The sequence below is a fragment of the Paenalcaligenes sp. Me131 genome, assembly GCF_050487225.1.
In the GTDB taxonomy this organism is placed as follows: Bacteria; Pseudomonadota; Gammaproteobacteria; order Burkholderiales; family Burkholderiaceae_B; genus Paenalcaligenes.
On record NZ_JBKQGY010000003.1, the window covers coordinates 642754 to 658302 of the forward strand.

A 15549-nucleotide genomic window follows, 5' to 3' on the forward strand; every position below is an offset into this window, starting at 1 on the left:
TGATGGGGGCGGGTGGCTTACAATAACGATGTTTTCAGCCGTTTTTGTGTGCCACTTATGTCCTATACCTCCCATTCCCCCATTGTTGCTATCGCCACAGCTCCTGGCCGAGGCGGCATAGGTGTTATTCGTGTATCTGGCCCACAATTGCGTGCCTTTACGCAAGCACTGCTAAACACCGAACTTAAACCCCGTCATGCGCATTACATTCCCTTCAACGATGCAGAAGGGCAAAGCATAGACGAGGGCATTGCACTGTTCTTCTCCGCCCCCAACTCGTACACCGGCGAAGATGTACTTGAACTACAAGGCCACGGCGGCCCAGCCGTATTACGCCGCGTACTAGAGCGTTGCTTAGAAGTAGGTAAAGAGTTCGGTTTACGCTTAGCAGAACCCGGTGAGTTCACCCAACGCGCATTTTTAAATGATCGTATGGACTTAGCCCAAGCCGAAGCGGTGGCTGACCTCATCAACGCTTCCTCTAGTGCTGCAGCCAAAAGTGCAATGGCATCATTGTCGGGGGCATTTTCACAGCATGTGAACGAGCTGGCCGATAAGCTCGTGCATCTACGTATGCTGGTAGAAGCCACCTTAGACTTCCCCGAAGAAGAAATAGACTTCTTAGAAAAATACCAAGCGGCAGCCCAGTTGCAAGGCATACAACAAACGCTGCATGACCTGATGCGCCAAGCCAAACAAGGCATGGTCTTACGTGATGGCTTGCACGTCGTGTTAGCAGGGCAGCCCAACGTAGGTAAATCCAGTTTGCTGAATGCACTGGCAGGCGATGACATCGCTATCGTGACCGACATTGCTGGCACCACCCGCGATCGCGTCACCCAACTGATCCACCTAGACGGCGTACCCATTCATATCGTGGATACCGCAGGCCTACGTGAAACGGAAGATACCGTAGAGAGCATTGGTATTGAGCGTAGCTGGGCTGAGATCGCCAAAGCGAACGTGATCTTGCACCTACACGATGCCAGACAGCCCAACGATCAGCTCGATGATGCCATCACCGCACGCTTGCCTACTGACGTACCTATCTTGAACGTCTACAACAAGTGCGATCTGTTAGACGACACGGCCTCTGCGGCGTTGCCAGCACATAACCCACAAGCCCGCACCTTGCATATCTCGGCCAAGAAAGGGCAGGGCTTAGATAACCTACGTAGCGCATTGCTAGACATAGCAGGGTGGACAGGGGGCGGCGAGTCCCCATGGTTAGCACGAGAACGCCATCTACGTGCACTGGAAAACAGCAACGAGCACTTGAGCATTGCTGCACAGCACGCGTCTCACAGCGATCAGGTATTGGATTTGTTTGCCGAAGAACTGCGCTTAGCCCATGAGTCGCTAAGCTCTATTACTGGTGAGTTCACTAGCGACGACTTACTGGGCGAAATTTTTTCTAGCTTCTGTATTGGTAAGTAATACACGCAGCAAAAAGCACATACCCTACAGTAGAGTATGTGCACTACCATTTCATTTTGACTTTTTAGATAGCGTAGGTGTTTTCAATGCTAGATATACAGTATCTACGTGACCACTACTCTGTTAATTCGCCTGCGTCGCTAGAACACATACAGTTTGCTGAGTCGCGCTCTACCATTAGCTTCCCTCAAGCCTATATAGACCTACTCTTGGTGAGTAATGGCTTACGCTCAGAGGGTTGTTTAACTCTGCACGAAATAGAGGCACTTACTGCGAGAAACGCAGATTATGACGTAGCGGAATACATGCCGGGTTATTTCATGATTGGCGATGACAGCGGTGGCCAAGCCATTTTGCTCAATGAAAACGGGGAAGTATTTGAAGTAGGAATGGGGGTAATGAGCATAGATTTTTTAGAAAAATCCGCAGAGTCCCTTGAAGACCTACTCATTACTCAAGAAGGGCTAACCTTAGGGGAACGTTAGCGCATAGAAGGCTACACCCTACCCCTATCACCAAGGTAATTATTTAGCGCCCTTTACCTGTACAACGCAACACAGCACCTACCAACATCAATCCGCCCCCAGTCCCGTACAGCGGAAACCAACGCGCCCACCAGTTAGTCGAAAATAATTCTTCGCCTCGCAGCGTATCTGCTGTCACGCTGCTATATATATTCAGGCCCAACGTAATCACCACCAAAATCAAACCTATGAGTAGTAGTTGAGTGGATACTTTAGACATGGCGGGCTCTGCATCAAAAAGTAAGAAGGGGACGTTGACGTGAATTCTAACAGCACACCACAACGATAACCGTCGTTTTGAGTTGTACAGAGTCAGGGATAGACACTACGGGTATGGACATACTCTAGTCATAGCAAAAATCGTCGCAACTCTAAAACTGCTTTTCCTACGCTAAAATTACGCTTTTTCCGCCTAACATCGCTAATTTGTAACGCTTTGTCTGTTTATAGCCGCGTTTTTCCTAAATCCTACACAGCTGTGTCCTAGCTGAAATTTACTTTGTCTAAGCGTATCACCCCATAACCACTGTAACACCTTGCAAAGAGCGTCTGCAGTACATAATGCATGAAGCTTGACGCTGTGTAGACAGATCAAAAAACGCACCCATAGGTGCGGAATAGTAGTAGGTGATGCCACATTTGAACTGATGGCTGCAACCTAGAGATGACAACGCTTTACCGCTGGGCTAATCGCTTATGGGGTGTAACCCTAACATAGTTTTTCAGCTTGTAAAGTTCCAAAATTTTTTAGTGTGCTAGGATTTCTTATGTCAATCCATTCAGGAGAACCCTATGTCCGCCATTGCTCATGATGATGTTCTGGCATTTTGGTCGGAAAACGCAGATCACTGGTTTAATAAAAGTACAGAGTTTGACCGTGAATTTCACCACCATTGCCAAGCCCTACACTGGCAAGCGGCTCGTCGCGAATTGGAAAGCTGGATTCAATATGATGACAGCGGTTTAGCGTTACTGATCTTGCTGGACCAATTTCCACGCAACTGTTTTAGAGAAAGTGGTCACATGTATGCCACTGATAGCTTAGCCCGTCACTACGCTAGACTACTAATAGAACGAAAAGGTGACCTCACCTTGCCACAAGAATTACGAGTGTTCTGTTATCTGCCCTTTACGCACTCTGAAAGTCTAGAAGATCAAAATCTAGCTGTGCGCCTAAACGAACGAGGAAAAACTGGTGAAGGGTTGAAATTTGCTCACCACCATCGTGAGATTGTTCAACGTTTTGGCCGCTTTCCTCATCGAAACAAGATTCTGGGTCGAGACTCTACCCCCGAAGAAGTAGAGTACATAAAAGAAGGTGGGTTTAGCGGGTAAATCAGTGTTTGGACAACCCTTTGTAAATCAGCCATACCGTTAGCAGAGGGCCAATACTCAACACGCTAAACAGTACTACAGAAGCCTGGCGCGCACCCTCAAAGCCGCCAGGATTCACAAAGCCAGCCAAATTGGTCAACATACCGGCAAATGCGCCCCCTAGAGCCAACGCATACAACTGCACCGTGATAATGGCAGAAGAGGCTATGTTCTCTTGCCCTTTGGGAGCGGCTTGATACACACGCGTCAGCACATGCGGCCAACACACACCAATACCACCACCCACAGCCATTAACGGTATCAACAAGAAGCACATCATGTTGCTTGTACCAAAGCCCATAGGCATCATGATGGCAAGGCCTAACAAACCACATCCAGAGACCAGTGGCCCTACTTGCACATAGCGGTGCGTCGTGGCGGGCGAACGACCTGCACTCAAAAATGATCCCATCGTCCACGCAAAGGACAACGACGCCATGAAATAGCCTGCAATCAGAGGGCTTTGATGATGTATGGTCTGTAAAAAGTAGGGGATGAACACCTCTACCGTTATGGCTAGGCTTAACAGCGCTATACAACCGTATAGCACAGCTAAAACGCCTCCCCATTGATAAGCACCATGCGGTAATAGATTGGCGTCACTATGCTTGTCTGCACGCCCTGTTAATACGCTAAGCAGTATGGCTACTACTAACCCTGCTGCATTGACCATCCAGTTCACCGATAAACTGGCCCAAGACACGCACAGCACTGAAACGGCTAACACCAGCAGCTTGCCCATAGGCACTTTCAGTTTTTTGCTGTCTTGTGATTTTCCGGCCTCGATCTGGGTACAGACCAAGAACATTAGCAACGCAATAACAGGGATTACCGACCAAAATGCCAGTCGCCAATGCCCACTTTCTGCAAAAATGCCGCCAATCGTCGGGCCTATCAGTGTAGAAACACCCCACATACTGGACACCAATACCATGGCGCGAGGCCATAACACTTCGGGAAACACTAAGCGCACGGCAGAATAGCACAGGCCTAATAAGAAACCGCCTCCTAAGCCTTGTACAGTACGACCCACAAGCATCGCAGGCATAGAAAATGCCAACGCACAGGCAATAGTCCCCACCATAAAGACCAGCATGGCGACCACAAATGCGTGGCGCAGTCCTACTGACTGCAAGAGTTTAGGGGATAGTGCAGAGCCAATAATGGATGCCATAACAAACAGCGTCATGTTCCACGCGTAATACGACAACCCGCCAATATCCGCGACCACAGACGGCAAAATGGTGGTCACTAAATACACATTAATGGCGTGCAGCGCTACGCCGCCGGCTAAAGCTACGGAGCGCAAGCCATTACGCCCCCGTAGCAACGCGGCCCACGAATTTTGTTCAATCATGATTACTCAGTATGCAATGCAGAGCCCATGCTTTGGCCCATGCAGATTTTTCCGGTAGCAGACCAGTCTGAATCGAATTGGTAGGTGTTTTCAGGAAAGAGCAGCACTACCGTAGAGCCCAGCAAGAAACGTCCCATTTCTTCGCCTTGCTGCAAGACAATCTGTTGATCGTCATACTGCCAATGCACAACCTCACCATAACGCGGTGGATTAACTTGGCCATGCCACACGGTGCTCATACTACCTACGATGGTGGCCCCCACTAATACCATCACAAATGGGCCACGCTCTGAGTCGAACACACACACCACGCGCTCATTGCGAGCAAACAACCCCGGCACATTACGTGCTGTGGATGGGTTCACAGAGAACAGATCACCAGGTACATAGGTCATTGTACGTAAGCGGCCAGTGCAGGGCATATGGATACGGTGATAATCCTTAGGGCTCAGGTATAAGGTCGCAAACAGCCCGTTTTCAAACACTTTTGCCAGAGAGGTATCCCCAGCCAACAGCGTTTGTGCAGAATAATCATGGCCCTTGGCTTGAAAAATCTGCTGTACCTGTATTTTGCCCAACTGACTAATAGCACCATCGACAGGGCTTACTAGCGCGGATTGGGCAATGGGGCGTGCACCTGTTTTCAGTTCTCGGGTGAAAAAGTCATTAAACGTCGCATAGGCAGCGGCGTTAGGCTGACTAGCCTCGCTCATATCCACCTTATACCGTTTGATGAACCACTCTATCGCTCGCGTCGTTAAGCTACCACCAGGATGAGCCGCTAACTTACCCACAGCCTGTGTTAACAAGCGTTTAGGCAATAAATACTGTAGCCATATGGCCAGACGTTCTACCATGTTTATACACATTCAAAAGAATTGGGACACACGAAAAGATGTCCACAACGTATTGCTTAAGTCATCAACTCAATACGATTACGCCCGGCATGTTTAGCTTGATACAAGGCTTTATCCACACGCCTAAGCGTAGGAGTATAGTCGGGATGACCATCATAAAGCGCTAAACCCATACTCGCCGTTAGGTTCAATTCATGACCAAAAGGCAGAATGAATTTCTCTCGCTGTATGCGTTCGCTAATTTTTTTGGCAATACGCAAAGCGGTGTCTACATTCACATCCACCAACAGAACGAGAAACTCCTCGCCACCTAAGCGAAAAATATAATCGCCTGCACGGCATTGTGCATTTAATAACTCGGCAAACTGACGCAGTACAGCATCGCCAGACTCGTGGCCATGCTCATCATTTACGCGTTTAAAGTGATCCAAGTCTATGGATAATAAGGCGAATTTCACACCTCTACGTCGAGAGTAAGCCACTTCTCTGCCCAAAACCACGGGCAAATATTTACGTCCCAATAGTTTGGTCAACGTATCGCGCCCAGCCTCTACCTCATTTTGCTGTTCAAACAGCAAATCCATACTCAGTAGAATCAAACGGGTTTGCGTGCGTAGTTCACGCAGCACATCCAGCTGGTTGGCCGAATTAGCCTGTGTAAAACGGGGGAGAACATCTTGATCGATGTGCTCCATCGTATTTTGTATAACCAGAGTTTCCTTAAGGTTCTCAAACGCATGAGCCCCTTTATGGTGAAACCACAGTCCAAATTCTGAGCTATTGATAGTGGATAACTGTTTATCCACCATACCTGTGGCTAACTCAAACATTAGGTTGTTTTCCCAGTCCAGCAAGGCCGCACGTTGACGCCCCCGTTCAGCAGCAGAGTTATGCACAGCTGCAAACACCCTGTAGGACTCTTCAGCTCTGGATTTTCTATCGTACGACGCCGCGTACGCTCGACTCATAAACTCAATCGCAATGTCTATGGATTCAGCAATAAATTGCTGTGCCGCCATCTTATCTATCAATGCTAAGCGCGGTTCTTCCTGAACAATTTCAAAGAATCGTTCTTTTAGCAGTCGGGCACCACTTAAGACCAGATACAACGGCAGATCTATACGAGCGTGCACATCACCAACTTGGCGCTGTAACTCAACTAACGCCACAAAATCATCATCGGGAGTGACCGAAAAAAGCTCGCTTAGCCATTTTTGCAGAGAACTGGACAACCTTTTCTGCACTTCATCATGACTTAGGAACACGTTTGCCGCCTGGTCATTCAGCAAACTGGCATAAAAATACGACGCCAGTAGCTCTTTATGGCTGTTTGCCGCTTCTTTCACATAACAGCGTATGTGCTCAGGAATTTTTTTTAGAGTTTTCTGCCAGTCAGAGGCAAGGCGGTAGACCGCGACATTAGACATGCTAATACAACATCAAGTAAGAAAAACTGCTGGTATGCAGCGAGTATATCTTGCACATGTTGATCTAAACAATGTCGCTGCAAGGCCCTTGAAAAACAAGGCCTGTGGATAGCTGCAGGGGAAGTGCTTGTGGATAAGTTGTGGAGTGAAAAGGCTTAACTGGCGTATGAAACTTATACACAAAAATTATCCAGAAACCATCCTCAACAAAACGCTCAGCCATCAACAAGCAAAAATATAGGTTAAAGCGTTGAATAATCAGGCTTTCAAAGGATTGTACCACTTATCCACAGACACCCATTATTAATCATCTATAGATATATATGATAGTTAACAACACTAGGAAGAAAGAGCTGCTGAACTTTTTTTGAAAGCATCCTTTTGACAACAGTTTTTCAAGATGAACTTTGCTGAAAAGCTAACGTTGTTTTAGGTACACGTGACAGCAAATATATTTTCTGTGGATAAGTCCTAGAGGGACGACTTGAGGATTAGTTGTGGATGAGTATTGGATAACCACATTGTTTACAGAGATTCTTATTTTTATGCCCAATCTATACACCTAGACTTATGCAGTTTTGCCTGTGATGGAAATCTCTGTAGAAGTGCATAGAATAAGGGCTACAAGGAGTTATCCTAGTTATCCACACCCCTTATACTAACTACCAAAGATATATAAATACTAGTGAATAACTACTAACTACATCTACTCTTTACACAGGCTAAAGCGACCTTGTCTTTTGCTATTTGGTTCCTTACACTTGAAGCCTGTGCATAAAAAATCCCCTACCAAAAACTTGATAGGGGACGGTGTGAACAAACTGTGAAAGGATTATTTTTTTGGTAAACGCTCTAACGCTGTAGCAAGGGTTTGCTCTTGTTTTGCAAAACAGAATCGTATGAGGTTTTGGTTTGCTTCTTTAGATTCTGGGTTTCTGTAAAACGCTGAGACAGGTATGACTCCTACACTGTATTCCGTGGTTAACCATTTGCTGAACTCAAGTTCAGATTTGTCAGACCACCCTTCGTATGAGGCCAATAAGAAAAAGGTACCTTCACTTTGATACGGAGTGAATGGTGTATTACGTAACCCTTGGTACAACTGATCACGTTTTTGTTGATAAAAGTTAGGCAGGTCTAAATAGGTATTAGCATCAGCCATATATCTGGCTAAACCTACTTGTAGTGGTGTAGGTACTGAAAAAACTGAAAACTGGTGAATTTTCTGAATTTCAGTATTTAACGCAGGTGGTGCTAAGCAGTAGCCTACCTTCCAACCAGTAGCGCTAAACGTTTTACCAAATGAAGAAACAATGATGGAGTTTTTCTTCAGTGCAGGCCTAGTCGCCATGCTCAAATGTTTAGCCCCATCAAAAACCAGGTGTTCATACACCTCGTCGGACAAAATCAAAATGTCCCAGTTAGCGACAATTTTTTCTAGAGCATCTAAATCCTCTGACTTGAGGATGGCGCCAGTAGGATTATGAGGCGTATTGATAATTAACATACGCGTCTTGTTGGTAATCGCTTTTTCTACTTTGTCCCAATCAATGCTGAAACTTTGTTCCGGAGAACGTGGCGCTTCCATAGACACGGGGACTGCAACGCCTCCAGCCAATTGAATGACTGGTAAATACAAATCATAAAATGGCTCAATGACTACCACTTCGTCATTGGGATGTACAAAAGCAAGAATGCTGCTCATTAATGCTTCACTCGCACCACTGGTCACCGTGACTTCTGTCTGAGGATCATAGTACGCACCATACAGAAGTTGTGTTTTTTCTGTGATGGCTTTTTTTAGTAGTGGATGACCACTCATAGGCGAGTACTGGTTATAGCCTTGAAGCATAGCTTCATAAACAGCATCCAATAATGCTTTATCAGTATTGAAGTCTGGGAAGCCCTGACCAAGATTGATAGCGTGATGATCTGTTGCTAACTGACTCATCACAGTAAAGATGGTTACTCCCACATCGGGGAGCTTAGATACGATATTCATTTTTTTATGCACTAGAAAATTTGTTATCAAAATCTTAAGCGATCCACTGCCTACACATTGTTATAACTATATGCGCTAAACCACTAGCACTACATTTCACGCATCTGCAGTGTGGGCAAAGTACATCTGTATACGTAGATGTGTGTTTCACGTGGAACATCTTTTTGTTTTATGTTCCACGTGAAACATTGTGGTAGATGCGTATAAATTTAAAGATACTGCAAGTAAAAGGGCTTTTGAAACAAAATAAGCAATACGCAGTCGTATAATGATCTTTTACGTTTTTTTGTAGATACAAGAATGATTTATCCAGACGAATTTGATGTGATCGTCGTTGGTGGTGGCCACGCTGGAACAGAAGCCGCATTGGCTGCTGCCAGGATGGGGGCTTCTACACTCTTACTCACACACAATATGGACACGTTGGGGCAAATGTCGTGCAATCCTTCCATTGGTGGGATTGGAAAAGGGCATTTGGTAAAAGAGGTAGATGCTCTAGGCGGAGCAATGGCATTGGCTACAGACAAGGCTGGGATTCAATTCAGAATTTTGAATCAGTCTAAAGGTCCAGCTGTACGAGCAACGCGAGCGCAGGCTGATCGTTCTTTGTATAGATCTGCCATTCGTCAGATGGTGCAGCATCAGAAAAACCTAATGGTATTTCAGCAGCCTGTGGATGACTTAATCCTTGAAGGGGATAAAGTTGTAGGTGCTATTACTCAAATTGGTGTCAGGTTCAAAGCCAAAGCAGTAGTGCTAACAGCCGGTACTTTTTTAAATGGTCGTATACACGTAGGCTTGGAAAACTACTCGGGTGGTCGAGCAGGGGATCCACCAGCTATTACGTTGGCTGAACGCTTAAAAGAATTAAAGCTTCCACAAGGCAGATTGAAAACAGGTACGCCTCCGCGTATTGATGCAACCACCATCAATTTTTCCCAGTTGGAAGAACAGCATGGTGATACGAATCCTGTACCGGTGTTTTCGTTTATGGGGAATGCAGCGATGCACCCTAAACAGTTACCGTGCTGGATTACGCATACTAATGAGCAAACCCATGACATCATTCGTTCGGGTTTAGATCGTTCGCCTATGTATAGCCCTGAAGGAACCATCGAGGGTGTAGGCCCAAGGTACTGTCCTTCTATTGAAGATAAAATTCACAAGTTTGCTGACAAGACTAGCCATCAGGTGTTTTTAGAACCTGAAGGTTTTACGAGTACAGAAATTTATCCTAATGGGATATCCACAAGCTTACCGTTTGATATCCAATTAGGAATTGTCCACAGCCTGCCTGGTTTGGAGAATGCCCGAATTCTGCGCCCTGGTTATGCCATTGAGTACGATTACTTTGATCCTCGTGCTCTAAAACCTACATTGGAAACCAAAGCCATCCGTGGTTTGTTTTTTGCTGGTCAAATTAATGGCACTACCGGTTACGAAGAGGCGGCAGCTCAAGGGTTGTTGGCCGCATTAAATGCTGTGCAATTAATTCGTGGTCTAGAGGGTTGGACTCCACAACGTAGCGAAGCCTACATTGGTGTATTGGTGGATGACCTCATTACTAGAGGCGTGACCGAGCCTTACCGTATGTTTACATCGCGCGCTGAATACAGACTAAGCTTGCGCGAAGATAATGCAGATCAGCGACTGACCGAAATTGGTAGAAAGCTTGGTTTGATTGATGACGCTCGTTGGGATGTTTTCAATCGTAAACGTGATGCATTAGCTCAAGAGATTGAACGACTACGTGGAACATGGGTTAACCCCAGACTTGTTTCACGTGAAACATTGAGTGAAGTTTTAGGGAAGGGCATTGAGCGTGAGTACAATCTTTATGATTTACTAAAACGCCCCGAAGTACGTTATGAGTCTTTGCTGCAGTTGGTTAGCGTAGATCAAGAACGTATTTTGCAAGACAATGCCGAACTTGATGACGACTTACGCCATCAAGTAGAGATTGAAGTGAAGTATGCCGGTTATGTTTCTAGACAGAAAACCGAAATTGAAAGACAAGCGGGTTTTGAAAACCAGCCTATCCCTGAGGATATGGACTATAGTTTGGTCAAAGGCCTGTCTAACGAAGCATTGGCAAAATTTAATGCAGCTAAACCTACCACTGTAGGTCAGGCTAGCCGTATTTCCGGGATTACTCCTGCGGCAGTCTCTTTGTTATTGGTATATCTGAAACGGCACACACTTGCCAAACATTTAAATAAACAGTCGTAATGGATTTCTCTCAAAGGCTGCTTTCAGCCTGCAATACACTAGGCCTCGCATTGAGTGAAGCGCAGCAAGAAAAATTGCTGCGTTACATTGCTCAATTACAGCGTTGGAATAAAACTTATAATTTAACTGCTCTGCGTGATCCTGAGCAGATGTTGATTCAACATATTTTTGATAGCTTGTCAGTAATACCAGCGCTAACAAAATATATGGAACAACAACAAAAAGAATCACTGCGTATTGTAGACGTGGGAGCAGGAGCTGGTTTGCCTGGTGTGGTGTTAGCTGTGGCTAGTTCCACGTGGAACATTACCTGTGTAGATGCTGTGGAAAAGAAAATGGCATTTGTACGTCAAATGTCTGCAGTGTTGGAATTACCTAATTTAACGGCTACGCATAGACGAGTAGAAGTAGGAGATTGCTACGAAGCAGACGTGGTGATTTCACGTGCATTTGCTTCCTTGACTGATTTTGTCACATTGGCAGGTCGTCATGTTTCTGCTCAGGGTTGTATCATGGCGATGAAGGGAAAACAGCCGGAAGAGGAAATCAACCAATTGGAACAAGAAACTGATTGGATGGTAGAGACAATAGAAGCGTTAGACGTTCCTGAATTGGACGCCCAGCGTTGTTTGGTTTATTTAAAACGTAAAGGGTCTTGAGCATGTCTGTTGCTTCTGCCAAAAAAGAAAAAGCCTCCGTCTTTTGTATTGCGAACCAAAAGGGTGGGGTAGGAAAAACAACGACAGCGATTAATCTGGCGGCAGCACTAGCTGCCCTCAAGAAAAAAGTGCTGTTGATAGACTTAGACCCCCAAGGTAATGCCACGATGGGTAGTGGCGTTGATAAAAATGCAGCAGAGATCAATATTTATCAGGTGTTGATTGGCCAAAATAAGGTTTCTGAGGCAAAAAAACGTTCAGAATCAGGGGGTTACGATGTTTTGCCCGCGAATAGAGAGCTATCTGGGGCTGAAATTGATCTGGTACAGATGCAAGAGCGTGAGCAACAGCTGAAAAAAGCGCTGCAAGAAGCATCTGATGATTACGACATCATTTTGATTGATTGTCCGCCTACGCTTTCGTTGCTGACGCTGAATGGGTTGGTGAGTGCGCATGGCGTGATCATCCCCATGCAGTGTGAATACTTTGCTTTGGAAGGTTTGTCTGACCTGGTTAACACCATTAAGCGCGTATACCGCAATATCAATCCAGAACTACAGCTGATTGGGTTGTTGCGAGTGATGTTTGATGCCCGTGTCACGCTGCAACAGCAGGTCTCAGCGCAAATTGAAGCGCACTTTGGTGACAAGGTATTCAAAACAGTGATTCCGCGTAATGTGCGGCTTGCTGAGGCGCCTAGCCATGGTATGCCAGGTACTGTGTACGACAAAAACTCGCGTGGCGCTAAAGCGTACGTAGAGTTTGGCAAAGAGTTAGTGAAGCAGCTGAAGAAAAGCGCAAAAAGTGCTGCGTAATATTAGGTTGATAAAGAATAAAAGGATTCATCATGGCAACACGTAAGCCTAAAGGGCTGGGCAGAGGCCTGGATGCATTACTGGGTGAAGATGCAAATGTAATTGGTAGCCTGGGTAAAGAAGTCAGCACCGCACCAGGTTCTGAGCTGTACGTTAAAGAAATGATCGCCGGTAAATACCAGCCTCGTACACGTATGGACGAAGGTGCTTTAAATGAACTGGCTGAATCCATTCGAACTCAAGGCATTATGCAACCCATTTTGGTTCGCCCTTTAAAAGGCAAACAAAAAGGGAAGTATGAAATTATTGCGGGGGAACGTCGTTTCCGTGCTGCCCAATTAGCTGGGTTGGATAAAGTCCCCGTATTAATACGCGAAGTGGCAGATGAGAACGCTGCCATTATGGCGTTGATTGAAAATATACAGCGTGAAGATCTAAACCCGCTTGAAGAAGCCCATGGGGTGAAACGTTTGCTGGAAGAGTTTGAAATGACTCATGAGCAAGCGGCTCAAGCAATTGGTAGATCCCGCTCTACCACCACCAACTTGCTGCGTTTACTTAATCTGGCTGAGCCTGTACAGATTATGCTGTTGGCCGGTGATATCGATATGGGGCATGCACGCAGTATTTTGGCTACCGATCCTGCCACCCAGATCATGTTGGCAAATGAAGTGATCGCCAGACGCTTGTCGGTGCGTGAAACAGAAAAGCTAGTGGCTAAGACACTACGCGAGGCAGAAGAAAGTGATAAAGACGGTCGAGAGTCGTCTTCTGCCCAAAAAAATGGCGATATCCAACGCGTAGAGCGCGTGTTGTCTGAACACCTAGGCACTAAGGTTGTGCTTAAAGTGGGTGCGAAAAATAAAGGCCAATTACAAATTGCTTTCCATGATTGGGAACATTTGAATAGTTTGTTGGAAAAACAAGGTTTACAGCAAATTTTGGATCAAGCTTAACAACGAGATAAGGGTTATTACTGATAGGCAGAAAAGCGGCTAAGGATTGAAATTCGCACAATACTTTTTTGGAGTATCCGAATGTTTAAATCCATTACTCGTTTTTCTGTAAGGCTGGTTGAGCGTTATTTACCAGATCCTTATATCTTCGTTGTAATTCTGACCTTAGTGGCAGGTGTTGCCGCCATGTGGAGTGAAAGTAAAACTCCCATGGAGGTAATAGATATTTGGGGTAATGGCTTCTGGGGCTTGTTATCGTTCACCATGCAAATGCTATTGGTGTTGATGGCTGGCTACATGTTGGCAAGCACCCCAGCAGTGAAAGCAATTTTGTCGGCTTTGGCTTCATTGCCTCGTAGCCCCGGCGCAGCAATTATTCTGGTCACCTTTGTTGCCCTGATTGCTGACTGGATCAACTGGGGTTTCGGTTTGGTGGTGAGTGCTTTGTTCGCCAAAGAAATCGCCAAAAAAGTACGCGTAGACTACCGCCTTCTGGTAGCGAGCGCGTACTCGGGCTTTATTGTGTGGCATGGTGGTTTAGCGGGTTCAGTACCGCTAACTATCGCTACTGAAGGTCACTTCCAAGCGAGCAAAATTGGCATTATCGGTACGGGCGAGACAATTTTCTCCACCTTCAATCTGCTGATTGTTTTGGCGTTGTTCATTGCGGTGCCGCTGGTTAACCGTTTGATGATGCCTTCTGAAGAAGAAAGCGTGTACATCTCGCCCGAGCTGTTAGAACAAGACGCAAAGGCTCAAGAAGATGCTGCCAACGCTGCTGACAACCGTCCTGCAGCCAGATTAGAAAACAGCACTATCCTGGCAATGTTGATCGGTATTGCCGGCTTGGCATACTTGTTCAACTACTACGTGATCAAACAAGGTGGTTTGAACCTGAACGTGATTAACTTCACTTTCTTGTTCTTGGCTATTGTCTTGCACGGCAATGCTCGTAATTTGCTGAATTCTTTGAATGAGGCTGTGAAGGGTGGGGCGGGGATCATTATCCAATTCCCGTTCTACGCGGGGATTATGGCCATTATGGTGGATTCCGGTTTGGCAAAAACCTTGTCCGATTGGTTTGTATCCTTTGCAACGGTAGACAGCTTGCCTTTCTGGACTTTCATGAGTGCCGGCTTGGTGAACATGTTTGTGCCATCAGGTGGTGGTCAGTGGGCCGTGCAGGCGCCTGTTGTGATTGCCAGCGCACAAGCTCTGGGTGCAGATATGCCACGCGTAGCGATGGCTGTGGCATGGGGTGATGCATGGACTAACCTGTTGCAACCCTTCTGGGCATTGCCTGTATTGGCGATTGCAGGTTTGAAAGCGAAAGACATTATGGGTTTTTGCTTAATCCAGCTGTTTGTCACAGGCGTAATTATCTCTATCGGTCTAACTTACTTCTAAGTAATTTGTAGGCTTTTAGATAGATGGCGGACATAAAATAAAAAATGTCCGCCATTTTTATTGACTTCGCTTTATAGACCATGCACAATAGCATGCTTCGTATGTGGTAATAGCAAGTCACTTAGATTCGTCAGGTGCTTGACTTACATTATTAACATGTCCATAATACGAAGTTCGCTTCAAATGGTGGGATACCCAAGTGGCTAACGGGGGCAGACTGTAAATCTGTTGGCTTACGCCTACGTAGGTTCGAATCCTACTCCCACCACCAAATTTATATGCAAGAGCGACAGGCTTTTGTATGGGTGTAGACGGATCACCTGCGGGTGTAGCTCAATGGTAGAGCAGAAGCCTTCCAAGCTTAAGACGAGGGTTCGATCCCCTTCACCCGCTCCAAGTTTATCGATACTACGATAAAGAAGTGCCCATGTGGCTCAGGGGTAGAGCACTCCCTTGGTAAGGGAGAGGTCACGCGTTCGATTCGCGTCATGGGCACCACAATCAT

The 15549-nt window shown here is 46.1% G+C and carries 13 protein-coding genes and 3 tRNA genes; 11 read left to right on the plus strand and 5 right to left on the minus strand.

The window, feature by feature from the left end:
- The first annotated feature begins 57 nt into the window (after positions 1-57).
- Together mnmE and ACLPHM_RS14640 are read left to right on the plus strand one after the other, a co-directional pair.
- Positions 58-1437 (plus strand): tRNA uridine-5-carboxymethylaminomethyl(34) synthesis GTPase MnmE, encoded by a 1380-nt coding sequence (gene mnmE, locus ACLPHM_RS14635; protein WP_430221956.1) that lies wholly within the window; start codon positions 58-60, stop codon positions 1435-1437.
- Positions 1438-1523: 86 nt separating this feature from the next.
- Positions 1524-1922 carry an SMI1/KNR4 family protein gene (locus ACLPHM_RS14640; RefSeq protein WP_430221957.1) on the plus strand — a complete coding sequence of 133 codons (399 nt, stop codon included), beginning with the start codon at positions 1524-1526 and terminating at the stop codon, positions 1920-1922.
- Between the two features lie 43 nt (positions 1923-1965).
- On the opposite strand, the gene ACLPHM_RS14645 is transcribed toward ACLPHM_RS14640, so the two are convergent.
- Positions 1966-2181, minus strand: coding sequence for a hypothetical protein (locus ACLPHM_RS14645; RefSeq protein WP_430221958.1), 216 nt, complete (start codon positions 2179-2181; stop codon positions 1966-1968).
- Positions 2182-2753: 572 nt separating this feature from the next.
- Here ACLPHM_RS14645 and ACLPHM_RS14650 point away from each other — a divergent pair.
- The gene (locus ACLPHM_RS14650) at positions 2754-3296 is read left to right on the plus strand and encodes a DUF924 family protein (RefSeq protein ID WP_430221959.1); all 543 of its coding nucleotides are present in this window, start codon (positions 2754-2756) and stop codon (positions 3294-3296) included.
- 1 nt (position 3297) lies between these two features.
- Here the strand turns inward: ACLPHM_RS14650 and ACLPHM_RS14655 are convergent, their stop codons facing one another.
- The 4 genes from ACLPHM_RS14655 to ACLPHM_RS14670 form a co-directional block, all read right to left on the minus strand.
- Positions 3298-4692 carry an MFS transporter gene (locus tag ACLPHM_RS14655; RefSeq protein WP_430221960.1) on the minus strand — a complete coding sequence of 465 codons (1395 nt, stop codon included), beginning with the start codon at positions 4690-4692 and terminating at the stop codon, positions 3298-3300.
- A gap of 2 nt (positions 4693-4694) precedes the next feature.
- Positions 4695-5549: an archaetidylserine decarboxylase gene (gene asd, locus ACLPHM_RS14660; protein ID WP_430221961.1), complete on the minus strand. Its 855-nt coding sequence runs from the start codon at positions 5547-5549 to the stop codon at positions 4695-4697.
- A 56-nt stretch (positions 5550-5605) separates the two neighbouring features.
- Complete coding sequence (locus ACLPHM_RS14665; RefSeq protein ID WP_430221962.1) at positions 5606-6976, minus strand: diguanylate cyclase; 1371 nt, start codon at positions 6974-6976, stop codon at positions 5606-5608.
- Between the two features lie 832 nt (positions 6977-7808).
- A complete protein-coding gene (locus tag ACLPHM_RS14670; RefSeq protein ID WP_430221963.1) occupies positions 7809-8978 on the minus strand; it encodes a methionine aminotransferase in 1170 nt (389 codons plus the stop codon).
- A 300-nt stretch (positions 8979-9278) separates the two neighbouring features.
- On the opposite strand from ACLPHM_RS14670, the gene mnmG reads away from it, so the two are divergent.
- From mnmG to ACLPHM_RS14710, 8 genes are all read left to right on the plus strand, one after another.
- Positions 9279-11207 (plus strand): tRNA uridine-5-carboxymethylaminomethyl(34) synthesis enzyme MnmG, encoded by a 1929-nt coding sequence (mnmG, locus tag ACLPHM_RS14675; RefSeq protein ID WP_430221964.1) that lies wholly within the window; start codon positions 9279-9281, stop codon positions 11205-11207.
- Positions 11207-11866 (plus strand): 16S rRNA (guanine(527)-N(7))-methyltransferase RsmG, encoded by a 660-nt coding sequence (gene rsmG / locus ACLPHM_RS14680; protein WP_430221965.1) that lies wholly within the window; start codon positions 11207-11209, stop codon positions 11864-11866. Before mnmG ends, rsmG begins: the two co-directional genes overlap by 1 nt.
- A 2-nt stretch (positions 11867-11868) precedes the next feature.
- Positions 11869-12681, plus strand: coding sequence for a ParA family protein (locus tag ACLPHM_RS14685; RefSeq protein WP_430221966.1), 813 nt, complete (start codon positions 11869-11871; stop codon positions 12679-12681).
- Between the two features lie 32 nt (positions 12682-12713).
- Positions 12714-13637 carry a ParB/RepB/Spo0J family partition protein gene (locus ACLPHM_RS14690; RefSeq protein ID WP_430221967.1) on the plus strand — a complete coding sequence of 308 codons (924 nt, stop codon included), beginning with the start codon at positions 12714-12716 and terminating at the stop codon, positions 13635-13637.
- A gap of 81 nt (positions 13638-13718) precedes the next feature.
- Positions 13719-15044, plus strand: coding sequence for a short-chain fatty acid transporter (locus ACLPHM_RS14695; protein WP_430221968.1), 1326 nt, complete (start codon positions 13719-13721; stop codon positions 15042-15044).
- Between the two features lie 185 nt (positions 15045-15229).
- Positions 15230-15315: transfer RNA gene (locus tag ACLPHM_RS14700), tRNA-Tyr, on the plus strand.
- 51 nt (positions 15316-15366) lie between these two features.
- Positions 15367-15440: transfer RNA gene (locus ACLPHM_RS14705), tRNA-Gly, on the plus strand.
- 27 nt (positions 15441-15467) lie between these two features.
- Positions 15468-15542 (plus strand) — tRNA-Thr (locus ACLPHM_RS14710).
- The last annotated feature ends 7 nt before the right edge of the window (positions 15543-15549 follow it).